This window comes from Burkholderia sp. THE68 (assembly GCF_009938265.1).
Taxonomy (GTDB): domain Bacteria; phylum Pseudomonadota; class Gammaproteobacteria; order Burkholderiales; family Burkholderiaceae; genus Caballeronia.
Genome location: NZ_AP022319.1, coordinates 383,097 through 398,369 on the forward strand (window position 1 = coordinate 383,097; position 15,273 = coordinate 398,369).

At 63.8% G+C, this 15,273-nt stretch carries 14 protein-coding genes; 6 read left to right on the top strand and 8 right to left on the bottom strand.

All coding sequences use genetic code 11. The features are described 5' to 3' along the window. Positions 1-89 precede the first annotated feature (89 nt). A complete protein-coding gene (locus tag BTHE68_RS30500; protein ID WP_162070029.1) occupies positions 90-1,442 on the top strand; it encodes an MFS transporter in 1,353 nt (450 codons plus the stop codon). A 46-nt stretch (positions 1,443-1,488) separates the two neighbouring features. Here the strand turns inward: BTHE68_RS30500 and BTHE68_RS30505 are convergent, their stop codons facing one another. Next, positions 1,489-1,821 carry a DUF2322 family protein gene (locus BTHE68_RS30505; protein WP_162070030.1) on the bottom strand — a complete coding sequence of 111 codons (333 nt, stop codon included), beginning with the start codon at positions 1,819-1,821 and terminating at the stop codon, positions 1,489-1,491. A 53-nt stretch (positions 1,822-1,874) separates the two neighbouring features. Beyond that, positions 1,875-2,369: an MOSC domain-containing protein gene (locus tag BTHE68_RS30510; protein WP_162070031.1), complete on the bottom strand. Its 495-nt coding sequence runs from the start codon at positions 2,367-2,369 to the stop codon at positions 1,875-1,877. A 133-nt stretch (positions 2,370-2,502) separates the two neighbouring features. Between BTHE68_RS30510 and BTHE68_RS30515 the strand changes: the two genes are divergently transcribed. Together BTHE68_RS30515 and BTHE68_RS30520 are read left to right on the top strand one after the other, a co-directional pair. Continuing rightward, positions 2,503-2,967: a GNAT family N-acetyltransferase gene (locus tag BTHE68_RS30515; RefSeq protein WP_162070032.1), complete on the top strand. Its 465-nt coding sequence runs from the start codon at positions 2,503-2,505 to the stop codon at positions 2,965-2,967. Next, positions 2,964-3,581 (top strand): FMN-dependent NADH-azoreductase, encoded by a 618-nt coding sequence (locus tag BTHE68_RS30520; RefSeq protein ID WP_162070033.1) that lies wholly within the window; start codon positions 2,964-2,966, stop codon positions 3,579-3,581. The genes BTHE68_RS30515 and BTHE68_RS30520 overlap by 4 nt, the downstream gene beginning before the upstream one ends. Here the strand turns inward: BTHE68_RS30520 and pdxR are convergent. Continuing rightward, complete coding sequence (pdxR, locus tag BTHE68_RS30525; RefSeq protein WP_162070034.1) at positions 3,578-5,041, bottom strand: MocR-like pyridoxine biosynthesis transcription factor PdxR; 1,464 nt, start codon at positions 5,039-5,041, stop codon at positions 3,578-3,580. The two genes, BTHE68_RS30520 and pdxR, sit on opposite strands and share 4 nt — an antisense overlap. A gap of 103 nt (positions 5,042-5,144) precedes the next feature. Here pdxR and BTHE68_RS30530 point away from each other — a divergent pair, with 103 nt between their 5' ends. Then, a complete protein-coding gene (locus BTHE68_RS30530) occupies positions 5,145-5,894 on the top strand; it encodes an SDR family oxidoreductase (RefSeq protein ID WP_162070035.1) in 750 nt (249 codons plus the stop codon). Positions 5,895-5,914: 20 nt separating this feature from the next. Here the strand turns inward: BTHE68_RS30530 and BTHE68_RS30535 are convergent, their stop codons facing one another. Then, positions 5,915-7,024 carry a porin gene (locus tag BTHE68_RS30535; RefSeq protein WP_502710621.1) on the bottom strand — a complete coding sequence of 370 codons (1,110 nt, stop codon included), beginning with the start codon at positions 7,022-7,024 and terminating at the stop codon, positions 5,915-5,917. 218 nt (positions 7,025-7,242) lie between these two features. Between BTHE68_RS30535 and BTHE68_RS30540 the strand changes: the two genes are divergently transcribed. Further along, entirely contained in the window at positions 7,243-9,153 is a 1,911-nt protein-coding gene (locus BTHE68_RS30540; RefSeq protein WP_162070036.1) for a glycoside hydrolase family 28 protein, read from the top strand. Positions 9,154-9,566: 413 nt separating this feature from the next. On the opposite strand, the gene BTHE68_RS30550 is transcribed toward BTHE68_RS30540, so the two are convergent. Beyond that, on the bottom strand, positions 9,567-11,537 hold the full coding sequence (locus BTHE68_RS30550; protein WP_162070038.1) for a PhoX family protein: 1,971 nt from the start codon (positions 11,535-11,537) through the stop codon (positions 9,567-9,569). 213 nt (positions 11,538-11,750) lie between these two features. Continuing rightward, entirely contained in the window at positions 11,751-11,993 is a 243-nt protein-coding gene (locus BTHE68_RS30555) for a hypothetical protein (protein ID WP_162070039.1), read from the bottom strand. 236 nt (positions 11,994-12,229) lie between these two features. On the opposite strand from BTHE68_RS30555, the gene cadR reads away from it, so the two are divergent. Then, positions 12,230-12,661 carry a Cd(II)/Pb(II)-responsive transcriptional regulator gene (gene cadR, locus BTHE68_RS30560; RefSeq protein WP_162070040.1) on the top strand — a complete coding sequence of 144 codons (432 nt, stop codon included), beginning with the start codon at positions 12,230-12,232 and terminating at the stop codon, positions 12,659-12,661. 12 nt (positions 12,662-12,673) lie between these two features. Here cadR and BTHE68_RS30565 read toward each other — a convergent pair whose 3' ends face one another. Further along, positions 12,674-13,702, bottom strand: coding sequence for an alpha/beta fold hydrolase (locus tag BTHE68_RS30565; RefSeq protein WP_162070041.1), 1,029 nt, complete (start codon positions 13,700-13,702; stop codon positions 12,674-12,676). 40 nt (positions 13,703-13,742) lie between these two features. Beyond that, complete coding sequence (locus BTHE68_RS30570) at positions 13,743-15,248, bottom strand: M81 family metallopeptidase (protein ID WP_162070042.1); 1,506 nt, start codon at positions 15,246-15,248, stop codon at positions 13,743-13,745. Positions 15,249-15,273: the final 25 nt, after the last annotated feature.

Here is a 15,273-nt window from a genome sequence, read left to right on the forward strand (position 1 = left end):
GCCGCAACGGCGCCGTGCGTCGCTTCGCCCATGAGGGCCGCTGCTGCGGCCCTCCGTGCATCAGCACGATCGAATCAAAGGGGAAGTCCATGTCGATGAGCCGTACCGCGAATCCCGCAGACGTCATGAAGCGCACCCGCGTGCGCTATCTCATCCTGTTGCTGATCTTCGTGATCACGACGTTCAACTACGCAGACCGCGCGACCCTGTCGGTGACCGGTTCGGCGATGCGCGCCGAATTCGGCTTCGATGCGATCCGCATGGGTTACATCTTCTCGGCCTTCAGCTGGGCGTACGTGCTCTCGCAAGTGCCCGCGGGCTGGCTGCTCGATCGCTTCGGCGCGCGGCGCGTGTATGCGGCGAGCATTTTTCTGTGGTCGCTGTTCACACTGCTGCAAAGCTCGATCGGCCTGCTCGGCAGCGCGGCCACGGCGGTGACGGCGCTGTTCGTCCTGCGTTTCGCGATGGGCGCGGCGGAAGCGCCCGCGTTTCCGGCCAATGCGAAAGTCGTCGCGAGCTGGTTCCCGACGAAAGAGCGCGGCACGGCTTCGGCGATCTTCAACTCCGCGCAGTATTTCGCGGCCGTCGTGTTCACGCCGCTGATGGCGTGGCTCACGCACGCTTTCGGCTGGCATCACGTGTATATCGTGATGGGCGTGGCGGGTCTCTTGCTCGCGCTCACGTGGCTGTCCGTGATGAAGAATCCGGTTGACCATCCGCGCGTGAACAAGCAGGAACTGGAGTACATCGAGGAAGGCGGCGGTCTCGTCAGCGGTCATCACCGCGCGGGCGGCGCGGCGGGTGCCAGGTCGAACAGCGTGGGCTGGCCGGTCGTGAAGCAACTGCTGACCAACCGCATGCTGCTCGGCGTGTATCTCGCGCAGTACTGCATCAACGTGCTCACGTACTTCTTCCTGACGTGGTTCCCGATCTACCTCGTGCAGGCGCGTCACATGACGATTCTGCAGGCAGGCTTCGTCGCGTCGCTGCCGGCCATCTGCGGCTTCACGGGCGGCGTGCTCGGCGGCGTGATCTCCGATGGCCTCATCCGCCGCGGCTGCTCGCTTACGCTGGCACGCAAGGCGCCGATCGTCGGCGGCATGCTGCTGTCGTCGTGCATCATCGGCTGCAATTACGTCGATACGGACTGGGTCGTGGTCGCGCTGATGTCGCTGGCGTTCTTCGGCAAGGGTATCGGCGCATTGGGCTGGGCCGTGGTCGCGGATACGTCGCCGAAGGAAGCCATCGGGCTTTCCGGGTCGATCTTCAACATGTTCGGCAATGTGGCGGGGATCGTGACGCCGATCGTGATCGGCTATCTCGTCGCGCAGTCGGGCTCGTTCAATGGCGCGCTGGCGTTCGTCGGCATCAATGCGCTGATCACGGTGTTCAGTTATCTCGTGATCGTGAAGGACATCAAGCGCGTGGAATTGCGCGCCTGATTGGACTTGCAAGCCCGTTCCGTCGATGGCGGAACGGGCACACGCATCAACTCGCCTGAATCACGTCGATGCGCAGCGCTTCGCCGCCATCGACGATCGCGAGCAGCCGATCCACATTCGGATGCGCGCCCGGCCGGTTGCGCGCATCGGCGGTATGTTCGGCGAACACGGCAAGCGCGTGCTGCGCGGCCTTCGCGTCGAGCGTGCCGAACGTCTGCTGCACGTAGTTGTAGACCGCCAGCGAACCCTGCTTGCCCGGCTTGTTCTCGATACTCGCGACCACATCGCCCCGGCCGTCGACCAGATCGATGCGCTCGATGCCATCGATGGCAGGCAATTGGGCGAGGTTATCCTTGAATACGTTGCTCGGCTGGATCACGAAAAGCACTCCACGTTATGAGTTGATGATACGGGGCGCAGTATCTTATCCGATCATCGCAATGGCTCGACCAGACTCGCGAGCCCGATCCCTCCGCCGACGATCACGCGCGCCGTAATGCCGCCGAAACCGCGCACCGCGTTATAACCGCCCACACCGAAAGTCTCTTCCATGCGCGAGCACGGATGACACTCGCCGCTCGCTTCGAACACCGCATCGCCGATGCGAAAACGCTGCCCCTTCAGCGCATGGAGATTGATGCCGGATGTGACGATATTGCGCCGCAGATCGCCCGGCGCGACGTCGTCGAGGCCGAGATGGCTCGCGATCGCGCGCAGGCTTTCCGCCTGAATCAATGTGACCTGGCGATTGCCGTCCTTTCGGCAGTAGTGATCGCCATCGAGACCGATGCCTTCGATCGCCAGCGCCGATTCGACCACACGAAGCGGCGCGCGCCGCGCTTCACGCAAGCCGATCCATTCGACGCGGCCCGCCTTCACGGACGCGTTCATGAGACGGGCGAGAGGGGAATCCGGATTGAGCGCCATGAGCGGGAATCGAAAATAGTCCGTCCGATTCTACCCGTGGCCGGACATGGCCTAGTCCAAAGCGCGATTCTTGGCTCTTTGGGCTGTGTCATCGCGCCGATATCGTAGGTGGCATGCAACGTGGAGAACACGCATGGACACTTCGATCACCTTTCGGCATCTCGACTCGCCCGACGACTGGACGCGCGCCTTCGACGTCATGAAGGAACTACGCCCGCATCTGACCGACGCCGCCGCGTTCGGCGCGCAAATGCGCCGTCAACGCGAGGAATGCTATCGCCTGCTCGCGGCATGCAGCGAAGACGGCGCGATCCTCGGTCTCGCAGGTTATCGCACGCAAACGAATACGCTGTACGGCCGTTTTGTCTATGTAGACGATCTCGTCGTGACGGCGCGGCTGCATCGCAGCGGCATCGGCGCGCAATTGCTCGACAAGGTCCGCGAGATCGCGCGCCATTCGCGCTGCGCGCATTTCGTCCTCGACACCGGCCTGCACATGGCGCTCGCGCAGCGCTTCTACTATCGCAATGGCCTGCTCGCGAAGGGCATGCATTTCGTCCAGCCGCTGACGGGCAACGACACGGAGGCCGTGCGATGAAAGTGCTCTTCATCAACGCGAGCCCGCACGGCGACGCGAGTCATGGCTACCAGCTCGCGCTGGAAATGATCGAGATGTTGCGCAAGACGGCGCGCGTGGAGATCGTCGAACGCGATCTCGCGGCGGCGCCATTGCCGCCCATCACGCAGGATTACGCGAGCGCGATCACATCGCGCCAGCCGGATGCGACCCGGTTCGACGTCTCCGAACAACTCATCCGCGAAATCGAAACGACCGACGCGCTGATCATCAACACGCCGATGCACAACTTCACCGTCCCCGCCGCGCTGAAGCTGTGGATCGATTATGTGCTGCGCATTCACCGCACGTTCGCCGCGACGCCCGAAGGCAAGCTCGGACTGATGCGTGACCGGCCCGCGTTCGTAATCGTCGGATCGGGCGGGTTTCATAGCGGCGAGCACGCGCGCCAGCGCGATTTCCTCACGCCGTATCTGCGTTACGCGCTCGGCTCGATCGGCTTGCAGAATCTGCATTTCCTCTTGCTGCAAGGACTCGTGCACGGCCATGACGCCGTGGCCGAAGCGCTGCGAAGCGCACGCGACGAGATCGCGCGACACGCGCTCTTCGCATCGGATGACGCCGTCGCGTTTTAACCGTCGTAGGCCCGCCGAAGCATGCCCGCGAGGCGCGCCGCTTCGGCGGCATCGGCGACATTCGCAAAGCCGACGACGATCCCGCGCAACGCATGCTTCGCGCGCGCGTTCAGATACCACGCCGATAGCGCGAGCACCGCGAGACCCGCTTCGCGCGCGCGTGCGGCCATCGCGGTGTCGTCGATGGGTCCATCGCGTCCCGCATGGAAGATCGCGACGAGATGCATGCCGCCGGTCGGCAGTTCGATGCTGACCCTGTCGCCGAAAGCCGTCAGGATCGCATTCATGAGCAGCATGCGCCGCTCGGCATAGAGCGCGCGCATGCGCTTCAGATGCCGCGCGAAATGCCCCTGTGCGATGAAGTCCGCCACCGCCGCCTGATAGAGATACGGCGACCCCGCATTCATGCTCTTCGTGATCTGCCCGAACCGCGCGACGGCCCGTTCGGGCGCCACCACGTATGAAAGCCGCAAGCCCGGAAACAGCACCTTGCTGAAGGTGCCGCAGTAGATCACGCGGTCGTCGCGATCGAGGCTTTTAAGCGCGGGCAGCGGACGGCCCACGTAGCGGAACTCGCTGTCGTAATCGTCCTCGACGATCCAGCTTCCCGCGCGGCTCGCCCAGTCGAGCAGCTTCATGCGCCGCGCGAGCGAGAGCGTCACGCCGAGCGGACTCTGATGCGACGGCGTGACGAACGCGAAGCGCGCATCGTCGTACAGCGCGCGGGCGGTGTCGACGTCGAGTCCTTCATGATCGACGGGCACCGGCACGAGCCGCATGCCGGCATCGACGAGAAAGTTTCGCGCGAGCAGATAGCCCGGCTCTTCGAACCATGCGCGGTCGCCGGGCTTCGCGAAACCGCGCAGGATGAGTTCGAGCGTCGCGCGATAGCCGTTCGTGACAAACACCTGCTCCGGCACGCACTCCACGCCGCGCGACAGGCCGAGATAGGTTGCGATGCGCTCGCGCAACGGGCGATAGCCGGACGGATCGGGATAACTCAGCGTGGCGGGATCGCCGCCGCGCGCGCGATACGCGACGAGCCGGCTCCAGACCTTGCGCGGAAACGCGTCGAGCGCGGGCAAGCCGGGACGCAGCGGCTTCGCGTCGTTGCCGATATCGGTGTCGGCCTGCGTGCGCTTCGCACGCGGTGCATCGGCGCGCTCGCGGCTCGTGCGCGCGGGTGTCACCGCGCCCGGCAGCGACGTCGACACGAACGTGCCCGCCGCGCCGCGCATCTGCAAATAACCCTCATCGACGAGGACGTTATACGCCATCTCGACCGTGCCGCGGGCAGTATTCAGTTGCGTCGCGAGCGCGCGCAGCGCGGGCACGCGGTCGCCGGGCTTCAGGTGACCCGCCGCGATCGCCGCCTTGAAACGCTCGCAAATCTGCAGATAGATCGGCGAAGCTTCGCGCCGGTCGATCTCTATGTTCAACGCATGGTCAGTGGTCGGCATGTCACGGCTCATGGACTAGTTGAATCGACGATTCTTGTCCCTTTCTGCTAAGCCATGATTGTCACACAATGACTTCACTTTCACTTATCCAGCGAGGTGCATCATGAAGATCGTCGTCATTGGCGGTTCGGGTTTGATCGGCGCGAAGACGGTTGCGATTCTGCGCGCGAAGGGCCACGAGGCAGTCGCCGCGTCGCCGCGCAACGGCGTGGATTCGGTGACGGGCGCGGGATTGGATGAAGCGCTTCGCGGCGCGCAGGTCGTCATCGACGTGTCGAACGCGCCTTCGTGGGCGCCGGATGACGTGATGGCGTTTTTCCGCGCGTCGACCACGAACCTCGTGAAGGCCGAAGCCGCAGCGGGCGTGCACCATCATGTGGCGCTGTCTGTCGTCGGGACGGATCGCATGCCGGACAACGGTTATTTCCGCGCGAAAGTGGCACAGGAAAAGCTGATCGCGGAATCGCGCGTGCCGTATTCGATCGTCCGGGCGACGCAGTTCCTGGAGTTCCTCGGCGGCATCGCCGACGCGGGCATGCAGGACGGCAAGGTGCATCTGTCGACGGGACAGTTTCAGCCGATCGCCGCCGATGACGTCGCGGGCTTCGTCGCGGACGCCGCGCTCGATACGCCGCTGAACGGCATCGCCGATATCGCGGGGCCCGAACGTGCGCCCTTGCACCGGATCGTCGGCCAGTATCTGAAGGCGCAGGGCGATGCGCGCGAGATCGTCGTCGATCCGAAGGCGACGTACTTCGGTGGCACGATCACGGAAGACTCGCTCGTGCCGACCGGCGTCGCGCGTCGTGGAAGCATCAGCCTCGAGCAGTGGCTGGCGCGCGCACACGCGTAACCGGGCGATGACGGGCACGGCTAGAACACATGCATCATCCCGATGTACGCGCCCGTCTGCGATTCGCCTGCCATCGGGCTCGTGCCCGGTTCGGCATCGCGCGGTGTCGCGAAGACCGAAAACGAGCCGTTTGCGCTGTTGCGCACGTAGGCCACGGTGCCGTACAGGAAGGTGCGCTTGCTGAAGTTGTAGGTCGTGCCGAGCGCGTACAGCATTGCGTGGCTCGCGGGGTCGTGCGCCGCATCGCCCGCGCCTTCGCCGACGTGGATATAGAAGCCCGCTGCCGTGACGGCCCATGCGGACGTCGCCTGATAGGTCGCGCCGAGCCAGTAGTGATCGGCGCTATCGGCCAGGCCCGCGGGCGAATCGGGCGCGGCGTAATGCGTGTACGCGGCCTGCACCTTCCACTTGTCGATTCTCACGTTCGCGCCGACGAAGACTTCGCGCGACGCCTGAAAGATGTTGTCCAGCTTGCCGTTCTGGCTGCGCAACTCATCGTAGATGCCGCGCACGTCGAACAGGGTCGAGTGATACGTCAGCATGACGCCTTCGGAGCGTCCGAACTCGCCCTGCGCGCCCTGATTGAATGCTCCCGGCTGATTGCCGAATGCATATTGCCCCTGCACGTCGAAGCCATGAAACACGGGGCTGTGATACTCGACGTTATTGCTGGTCTGCTGCCAGTTGCGCCCGCGCACGAGCGATGCCGACGATACCGCCTGTTGTACGAAGGGATCGAATTCCCACACGCCGTCGCTGTCGATGAACAGGTTGCGCCCCGCCTGCAACTGGCCCCAGGTCTTCGAATTCAGCCCGGCATAGGCGCGGCGTGACCACAGGCGCCCGCCGCCAGTCGTGCCGTTCATGATCTGAATGGCGGTTTCGAGGTCGAAGACCGCGCTCAGGCCGCCGCCCAGATCCTCACTGCCTTTCAGGCCCCACATGCTGGTGCCCCAGTCGCCGCCTTCGGCGCTCCATCGCGAGTCGCTGCCGCCCGTGCCGTTCGCGATGTGATTCAGATACTCGATGCCGCCATCGATCCGGCCGTACATCGTGACACTCGTCTGCGCCGCCGCGCCCGTGCTGACGAGCATCAAAAGACCTGCCGCTTTCCAGAGACGAACTTTCATGGTCGACGACTCCATGCGGGTTCTGTTCGGTTGAGAGAAAACGATTGGCCGCACATTAGCACCATCCAGGAAAGCCGGCACGAATCGAGGCCGAAGCGAAACCGTCGAACTGGCTTAAGGGCGAACACCAGATATCGCTTCTTTCATTCGGATGCCTAATATCCGCATGATGTCATACGACATTATCGATTCGATCGTTTTACAAAGAGGCACAATAATTGAACCAAAACCCTGCTCTTTCTGAGCTAGTCAAGCATGGCGCCGCCTGGCTCGCCGCCGCGTCCATCGCGCTGACGCTCAGCGCGTGCGGCGGCTCGGATGCGTCGCCGTCACTGGCTACGACGTCCGCCGCGACCAGCGACGTCGTGAATAGCGACGACGGCAATCCCGCAGCATCGGGCGCATCCACGCCTTCGGCGGACCCGACGCCGACACCGACGCCGACGGGCTTCCAGGTTGGCACGACGACCTACGATCCCGCGCTGCCGCCAGAACCCACCCTGCCCCTCCCCCCGCAAATCTGCGCGACGCTCCCCGCCACGCTGACCGCGCAGCCGAACGGCCTGCTGCCCGACAACGCCGACTCGACCAACACCGCCCCCGACAGCCCGCGCATCCAGGCCGCGCTCGACGCATGCAAAAACCCGTCGAGCAGCGGTCTCTCGACCAACAAGGCCGTGCGGCTCGTCCCCGGCCCGAACGGCGCGAACGCGTTCGTCGCCGGCGCGCTGAACCTGCAAAGCGGCGTCACGCTCTGGATCGACAAGGGCGTCACCCTGTTCGCCTCACGCGATCCGCGCCAGTACGACAAGACCCGTGGCACCACGAGCTGCGGCATCATCACCGCGAGCGACAACGGCTGTCTCGCGCTCATCAATGCCAGCAAGATCGCGAATGCCGCAGTGATGGGCGATGGCGTCATCGACGGACGCGGCGGCAGCCCGCTCGTCAGCAGCAAGCCGAACGATCCGGACCTGATGATGCGTCCGGACGGCAGCGGCACGATGAGCTGGTGGGATATCGGCTGGATGGCGAACAAGGTGCAGAACCTCGCGCAGAACAATCCGCGCCTCATCCAGATCAGCAATGGCCGCAACTTCACGCTGTATCGCGTGACGCTGCAGAACGCACCGAAGTTTCACGTCGTGCCGAGCGGCGTCGATGGCTTCACCGCTTGGGGCGTGAAGATCTATACGCCGACCGCCGTCTACGAGGCGATGACGAACTATCTCGGCATGCACTACAGCCCGGACACGGCGAAGAACACGGACGGCATCGATCCCGCGAGCTCCGGCCCGATCACGAGCAACCCCGGCAATCCCGGCAAGCTGACCGGCGATGCGAGCAACATGCTGATCGCGTACACGCACATCCGCACCGGCGATGACAACATCGCGATCAAGGGCGGCACCGGCACGGTCAACGGCCGCACGTACAACATCACGGTCGCGCACAGCCGCTTCTATACGGGACACGGCATGTCGATCGGCAGCGAGACGGCGGGCACGGACGCAGGCACGGCCAATCCGGACGTCACGCCCGTCGATGGCGTCCTGCCGAGCGTGAGCAACGTCAATGTCTACGATCTCGTGCTCGATGGCGCCGACAACGGCCTGCGCATCAAGTCGGACTGGAGCCGCAGCGGGCTGGTGTCGAACATCCGTTACTCGAATGTGTGCATTCGCATGCCGGAGACGTCGACGGACGGCAAACCGCAGGCGCTGATCTTCTCGCCGTACTACAGCCCGACCAAGAACAACGGGCTCTATCCGAGCTTCAGGAACATCGCGCTCGATGGCGTGCGCGTCGTCAATGCGTCGAGTTACACGTTCCAGGGCTTCAGCTCCGCGAGTCCGGTCCTGCAAGGCTCGGGCTGGTCGGGCGGCTCCTCCGGCTGGCCGGCGCCGCCGGTCGTGAATCCGTTGACGATCTCGCTGAACAACGTCATTGCGGATGTCGCGCCTGCGAATTTCACCGTCACCGATGCGCTCGTCACGATCGGCGCGGGCGGCACGTCGCTGCCGTTCAAAACGGGCGGCACGGTCAGCGTCACGCGCGCAGCGCCCGGCACGGAAGACGCCGCGCCGGTCGATTGCAGCAAGGCGTTCGGGCCGTTTCCCGGGCAGTGATAGCGCTTTCGGTAAAGAAACGTCTACTCGTGCCGATAACTGAAACAGAAGGAGCCGGACGATCGTCCGGCGCTTTATCGATACCGAGACGAGTGCCCCGGCGCCGCACGCCGGGGACCGACAATATCCGACAGAGAGAGAAATGGTCTTCAGCTACAGGGACATGATGGTCACGCCGGCAGCGGTCCGGCAGGGCAATGTGTTTGCCGCAACGGCGCGAATCCAGGATTTGAACGGGATGGAACGTTCCGTGAGACTGCCGGGCGAGTTCGCGAACGTCGAAGAAGCGATCCGCTACGCGATCGCGGCGGGCTTCGAATATATCGACTGCGAGCGGCGCTGCTGATTGCACGCGTGCCGTCACGAGCCAAAAAACCGACGCCGCGACTTTCGTTCGCGGCGTCGTCACATCGTCAGCTCAGTTTGATCGAAGCCGGATCGGCGGTCAGATAACCCACCGCCGCGCCGAAGCGATCCTTGTAGTTCGCGCGGATGAGCGGATCGAGCGTCGACTGCACCTTGCCGTGCAGCGCGCTTTCCCAGTCGCCCGCGTGCTGGAAGTTGCTCATGATGTAGGTCCAGCCGTTGATCTCGTCGACCGCGTGCAGGCCCGTCGACTCCGCGCCCGCAGGCGCCGACAGGATGCGCGTCAGCGACTTCGTATCGACGTTGTACGCCCACAGGAAGTTGTTGACGTGCGCGCCGCTGTCCTCGCCAATGAACAGCGTGCGCAGCTTCTCCGAGAACTTGAGGTTGTCCGGATTCGCGATACGCTCCGGGTTCGCGAGATTGCCGAGCGCGTCGGCCGCGATGTCTTCGCCGACGAGCGCGGCGGGCGCAGCCATGTCGACCGGCACCCATTCGCTGTCGATCGCCGCGCCCGCGAGATCGCGCTGGCCGCCCTTCAGGTTGAACGCGTAGACCGCGCCGGCGGTGATGGCTTTGTCGAGCTTGATGTCGGTCGAATGCGCGTCGCCCTTCACCATCGACTTGACGATCTGCGACATCGCCGAGTAGACGATCTTGTCCTTCGCGTTGACCGTCGTGCCTTCGAGCTTCGTGAAGCACATGCTCGCGCCGCGCAGCGCGGCATAGCGATGCGTCTCCAGGAACGCGGCTGCCTTCTCCATGCCGGGCTTGATGCGAATCCAGTTGAACTTGCCGCCGAAGTGGATGCGCGTGTAGCTCGCGTCCAGCGTCGGGCCGACCTTTTCGTCGGTGGCGACGTCCATGATGTCGGTGATCGTCAGCGTGTTGGCGAGGTTCTCGATTTCATCGCTCGTCGCGTGACCGAGATTGAGCCATGTCAGCGTGGCCGAACCCGCGCCCGCCGAAGACGTCTGCGCGCACTTCGCAACGTACAGCGTGCCCGCCGAAAGATCCGCCTGCCTGTCCGCGACGAACATGAAGACGCCGCCGTTGGTGGCGTCATCGCCCATCATCACAGTGCGCTGGTCGGGCATCACCTGAATCAGCTCGTGCGAGATGCGGCCGAGGCAATAGTGCTTCTGGATCGTGCCGGTGCCGTCCGGATGCACGGTGACTTCCGGAATATGACCGTAGTGATACGGACGCGCCTTCGTTTCGTCGCCGTAGAGATTGCGGCTGTATGCCTTGAACTGCGCGTCGCTCGATGCCAGCGCCGCGTCCGGCTCGTACTCCTCGCTCGACAGATGCGTGTTCCACGGCGACAGGCTCGCGCCACAGGTGATCCACAGGCCGTGCGCCTTCGACGTATCGACGTTCGCGTAGCTCACGAGCGAGAGCTTGCCGGTCGCCGGGTCCTGATCTAGCGTGAGCACGGCGATCGGCGACGGCAGGCGACCGTACATGCTGGCCGCGCTCTGGTCGCGCGTGGTGTATTCGAACTGCACGACCGCGAACACGGCGTTGCCCTTCACGCCCTTCACCGTGGGATTGTCGAGCTTGATGAGCGACGTGCCGTCCGGGCAGTCCGAGAAGAACTGACGTTCCTTGCCCGCAGCCGAACGGTCGATGATCGGCTGATTATCGATATCGAAGTAGCCGCCCGCGACGATCGTGCCGCCCGTCGTGTTCGGCACCGTGTCGCCGGTCATGAAGAACGGCTGATACGCGAGCTTGTACGCGCGGCTGCTGCCGTCGCTGAAGTTCGCGGTCAGCGTCGAGGCGACGGTGGTTCGGGCCATCGCGTCGGGCGCGGCGAGCGTCGGCGCGGCCATGCCGGTGAACGTGGCCGTGGTGAACGCGGCCGTCGCTGCGGGCGTGGGCGTGGCCGCGTTGCTGTCGCTGCCGCCGCAAGCCGTGAGCAGAGACGCTACGGCGGTGCCGCCGAGCGGCAGCATCGGTGCGCCGGCAAGGATCTTCAGTGCCTTGCGGCGGGAGAGGTCGAGTGGCTGCGCCATGTGTGGTTTCGATTCCTTGATTGTGGGTGACATACCGGCGATGGAAGTTGTCGTTTCAGACCATTGCGGCCTGATATTCCGGATGACGCGCTACTCTAGGAAATCAATGTGAAACCATTTTGACAAACTTACGTAATTATTCTGTTTATGTGTTGAAAGCACGGTCAGATCGCGAACCTGTGGCGCGGGTGCTGGCCCGCCGCACCACGCGTCTCACCGATTTCCGCCCAGCGGCGTATCACATTGCTTGCATGCGGGCGTCCCGGGCGGATTGGACTTGCGGCATTTCGGGCAGATCAGATCGGGCGGCATTGCTGGAATCGAGCCGGGATGACGGTCCCATCGTTCGTCGTAATCGTCTGCGCGATAACGCTGGTCGTATCCCTTCCCGTTCCGGCGGCGACGGTACCGGCCGCCCTCGTGCTCGATGCCGAACAGCTTGCGCAGCAAGTTCATGATTTCCCCTTTTTTCTTGATGTCTTTAGATGAAGCGCTTGTGCAGCACCCGAAGCCCGGCGATGAAGGTTTTATTATTTGCTTCGTATTCCTTTAAATCATTTCGAATTTGAAAACTTCTCTTGTTCGATCCGGGCTTGCCGATACTCCCGGGACGCAACATACTGATTCCGTTTTCTTGACACTATGACAAGTAAACACCTTGGAGCGGCTCCAGGGTCAAGAAGGAAGTCGAGATGAAAATTGGGGAACTGGCGCGCATCACGAATTGCACGCCCGATACGATTCGCTTTTACGAAAGAGAAGGCCTGCTTCCGCCAGCCGGAAGGACGGAAGCCAACTACCGGACCTATGACGAAACGCATGTCGAGCGCCTGCGTCTGATCAGAAATTGTCGCGAGCTCGACATGACGCACGACGAAGTGCGCGCGCTGCTTCAGGCTTCGGAGGCGAACGCGTCGAGTTGCTGCGCCATCAATGCGCTCGTCGAAGCGCATATCTGCCGTGTCGGCATGCGCATCGACGAATTGATCAAGCTACGCGACCAGCTCAACGCATTGCGCAAGAAATGCCGCGGCGAGCGCGCGGTCGATTCGTGCGGAATCATGCACGAACTGACATCGCGCAAGACGCCCGGACGCAAGCAGAAAAAATCGCATCTCGCGTAGCGTCGTTCGCGCTTACATGCGGTCGGCTTCGATCACCGCATCGGCGAATGCCTTGGGCGCCTCCTGCGGCAGATTGTGGCCGATGCCGCCCGCGACGTTGCGATGCCTGTACTTGCCCGTGAACTTCTTCGCATACGCGGAGGGATCGGGATGTGGCGCGCCGTTGGCATCGCCTTCCATCGTGATGGTCGGCACGCCAATCGTCGGTGCGCCGGCGAGACGCTGTTCGAGCGCGTCGTATTGCGCCTCGCCCTGCACGAGCCCGAGACGCCAGCGATAGTTGTGAATCACCACCGCGACGTGATCAGGATTCACGAACGATTTCGCCGAACGGTCATAGGTCGCGTCATCGAAATTCCATTTCGGCGATGCGAGTTGCCAGATGAGCTTGTTGAAATCGTGACGGTTCGACTCGTAGCCCGCCTGGCCGCGCTCCGTTGCGAAATAGAACTGATACCACCACGCGAACTCGGCCTTCGGCGGCAAGGGCGCGCGATTCGCCTGCTGGCTGCCGATCAGATAGCCGCTCACCGACACCATCGACCTGACGCGCTCGGGCCACAGCGCCGCGATGATGTTCGCGGTGCGCGCGCCCCAGTCGAACGCGCCGAGTGTCGCCTTCTGGATCTTCAGCGCATCCATGAGCGCGATGATGTCCACCGCGACCACCGCCTGCTGACCGTTGCGCGGCGTATCGGTGGAGAGGAAACGCGTCGAGCCGTAGCCGCGAAGATACGGCACGATCACACGATAACCCTGCGCCGCGAGGATCGGCGCGACGTCGGCAAAGCTGTAAATGTCATAGGGCCAGCCGTGCAGCAGGATCACCGCCGGGCCGTTCGCCGGCCCCGCTTCCGCATAGCCGACATTGAGCGTGCCCGCGTCGATCTGGCGAATCTCGGCAAAGCCCGCGCTCGACGATGCACGTTGCGTCGTTTGAGCGCGAACCAGGTCGCTCAACCCAAGCTGCATGGCGCCGACACTGGCGATCGCTGTGCCGAGAAAGCGGCGTCGCCACGCGTTGATCTGATCATCCGGCATGTTGTGCTTCTCCTTGTTCGATGTATTCGATGAAATCGTCTCACGCAGCCGACGCCCGCAGCGCCGCGAGCGTCGGGCCCATCGGCCGCACGCGCATGCGCGCATCGAGACGACGCCACGGCAGATCGGCGGGATCGGCGGCCATCGGACCGGGCGCTTTCGCGACCAGTATGCGATGCGCGATCGGCTCGAAGTCGGCGCGAAAATGCACCGAGCTCTTGTTCACCAGAATCTTCATGCGCTCGGGCTCGATGCCCGCGACGCGAAACAGATTGCGGTCGAACACCTGCATCTTGACGCTGCTCACCGCGATACGCACGCCGTCGATGCGCAGGCACGCGGTCGGTCCCAGTTCGCCCGACATGCCGTTGAGCATCGGCCCGTCGAAACGAAAGCGCCCGTCCGACAGATACTCGACTTCGAACTCGCCTTCAAGCGGCGAATCGCCCGGCACGTTCGACCCGCCGCCCAGCGCGAGCCGGATGCGCCCGCCGACGCCCGCGCGATGCGCCGCACGCGCCGCCTGCTCGTCCCAGATGACGCCCACGGCCGCATCGCGCGCGCCGTTGCGCAGAAGCGCCCGGACCATGCCCATCGTGTTCGAATCGCCGCCGACGCCCGGATTGTCCTGCGTATCCGCGATGATCACGGGCTTCGTCGCATCGCGGCTCGCGTCGATCGCGTCAAGCGCGGCTTCGTCGGGCGAAAGGAACGGCACGTCCCAGCGCGCTTCGTCGTTCACGAGCTGCGCGTAGAGCGCGTCGACGGCTTTGTCCGCCGCGTCCTGATCGAGCGCGTAGCCCCAGAAAACGGGACCGCATTCATCGAAATCCGATGCGGGAAAGCCCGGCGCGAACGACAGCGACACGACTTCCCTTTCAAGCGATTCGAGCATGCCGTACATGCCGCGCGCGGGTTCGACGAGCGTGCACATGCCGTTCACCGGAATCAGGAACGGAACGCGGCGCATCGCGCGCTTCAAAGGCTTGCCGTACGCGATGCGCTGCGCAAGCAGATGCGCCGCGCGCAAACCGGTTTCGGCCATGTCGACGTGCGGATACGTGCGATACGCGACGAGCGCATCCGCGAGCGCAACCATGCGCGCGGTGACGTTCGCATGCAGATCGAGCGAGACGATCAGCGGCATGTCTTCGCCGATGATATTGCGCACGCGCGCCAGCAGCTCTCCTTCGCCATCGTCGAGATGTTCGGTCACCATCGCGCCGTGCAGATCGAGATAGATCGCATCGAAACCGCCCTGCTGAACGCGCTCGACGATCGCGCCTGCGATGCGCTCATACGCATCCTTCGTCACATGCGCCGATGCGCTCGCGCCCGCCCAGATCACCGGTATGAGTTCATGTCCTTGCGCCTCGGCCCACTGAATGAAACCGCCGATCGGCACGTTCACGTCGCGCAGCTTCAGGACATCGTCGCCGTGCGCCATCGGCGGGAAGCCTTCGCCCTGAATGAAGCTCTGGTAGCTCGCCTTGGTCGGCGCGAAGGTGTTCGTTTCGTGCTGGAATCCAGCGATCAGGATCTTCATGTTCGTCATCCTTATGAATATCGAT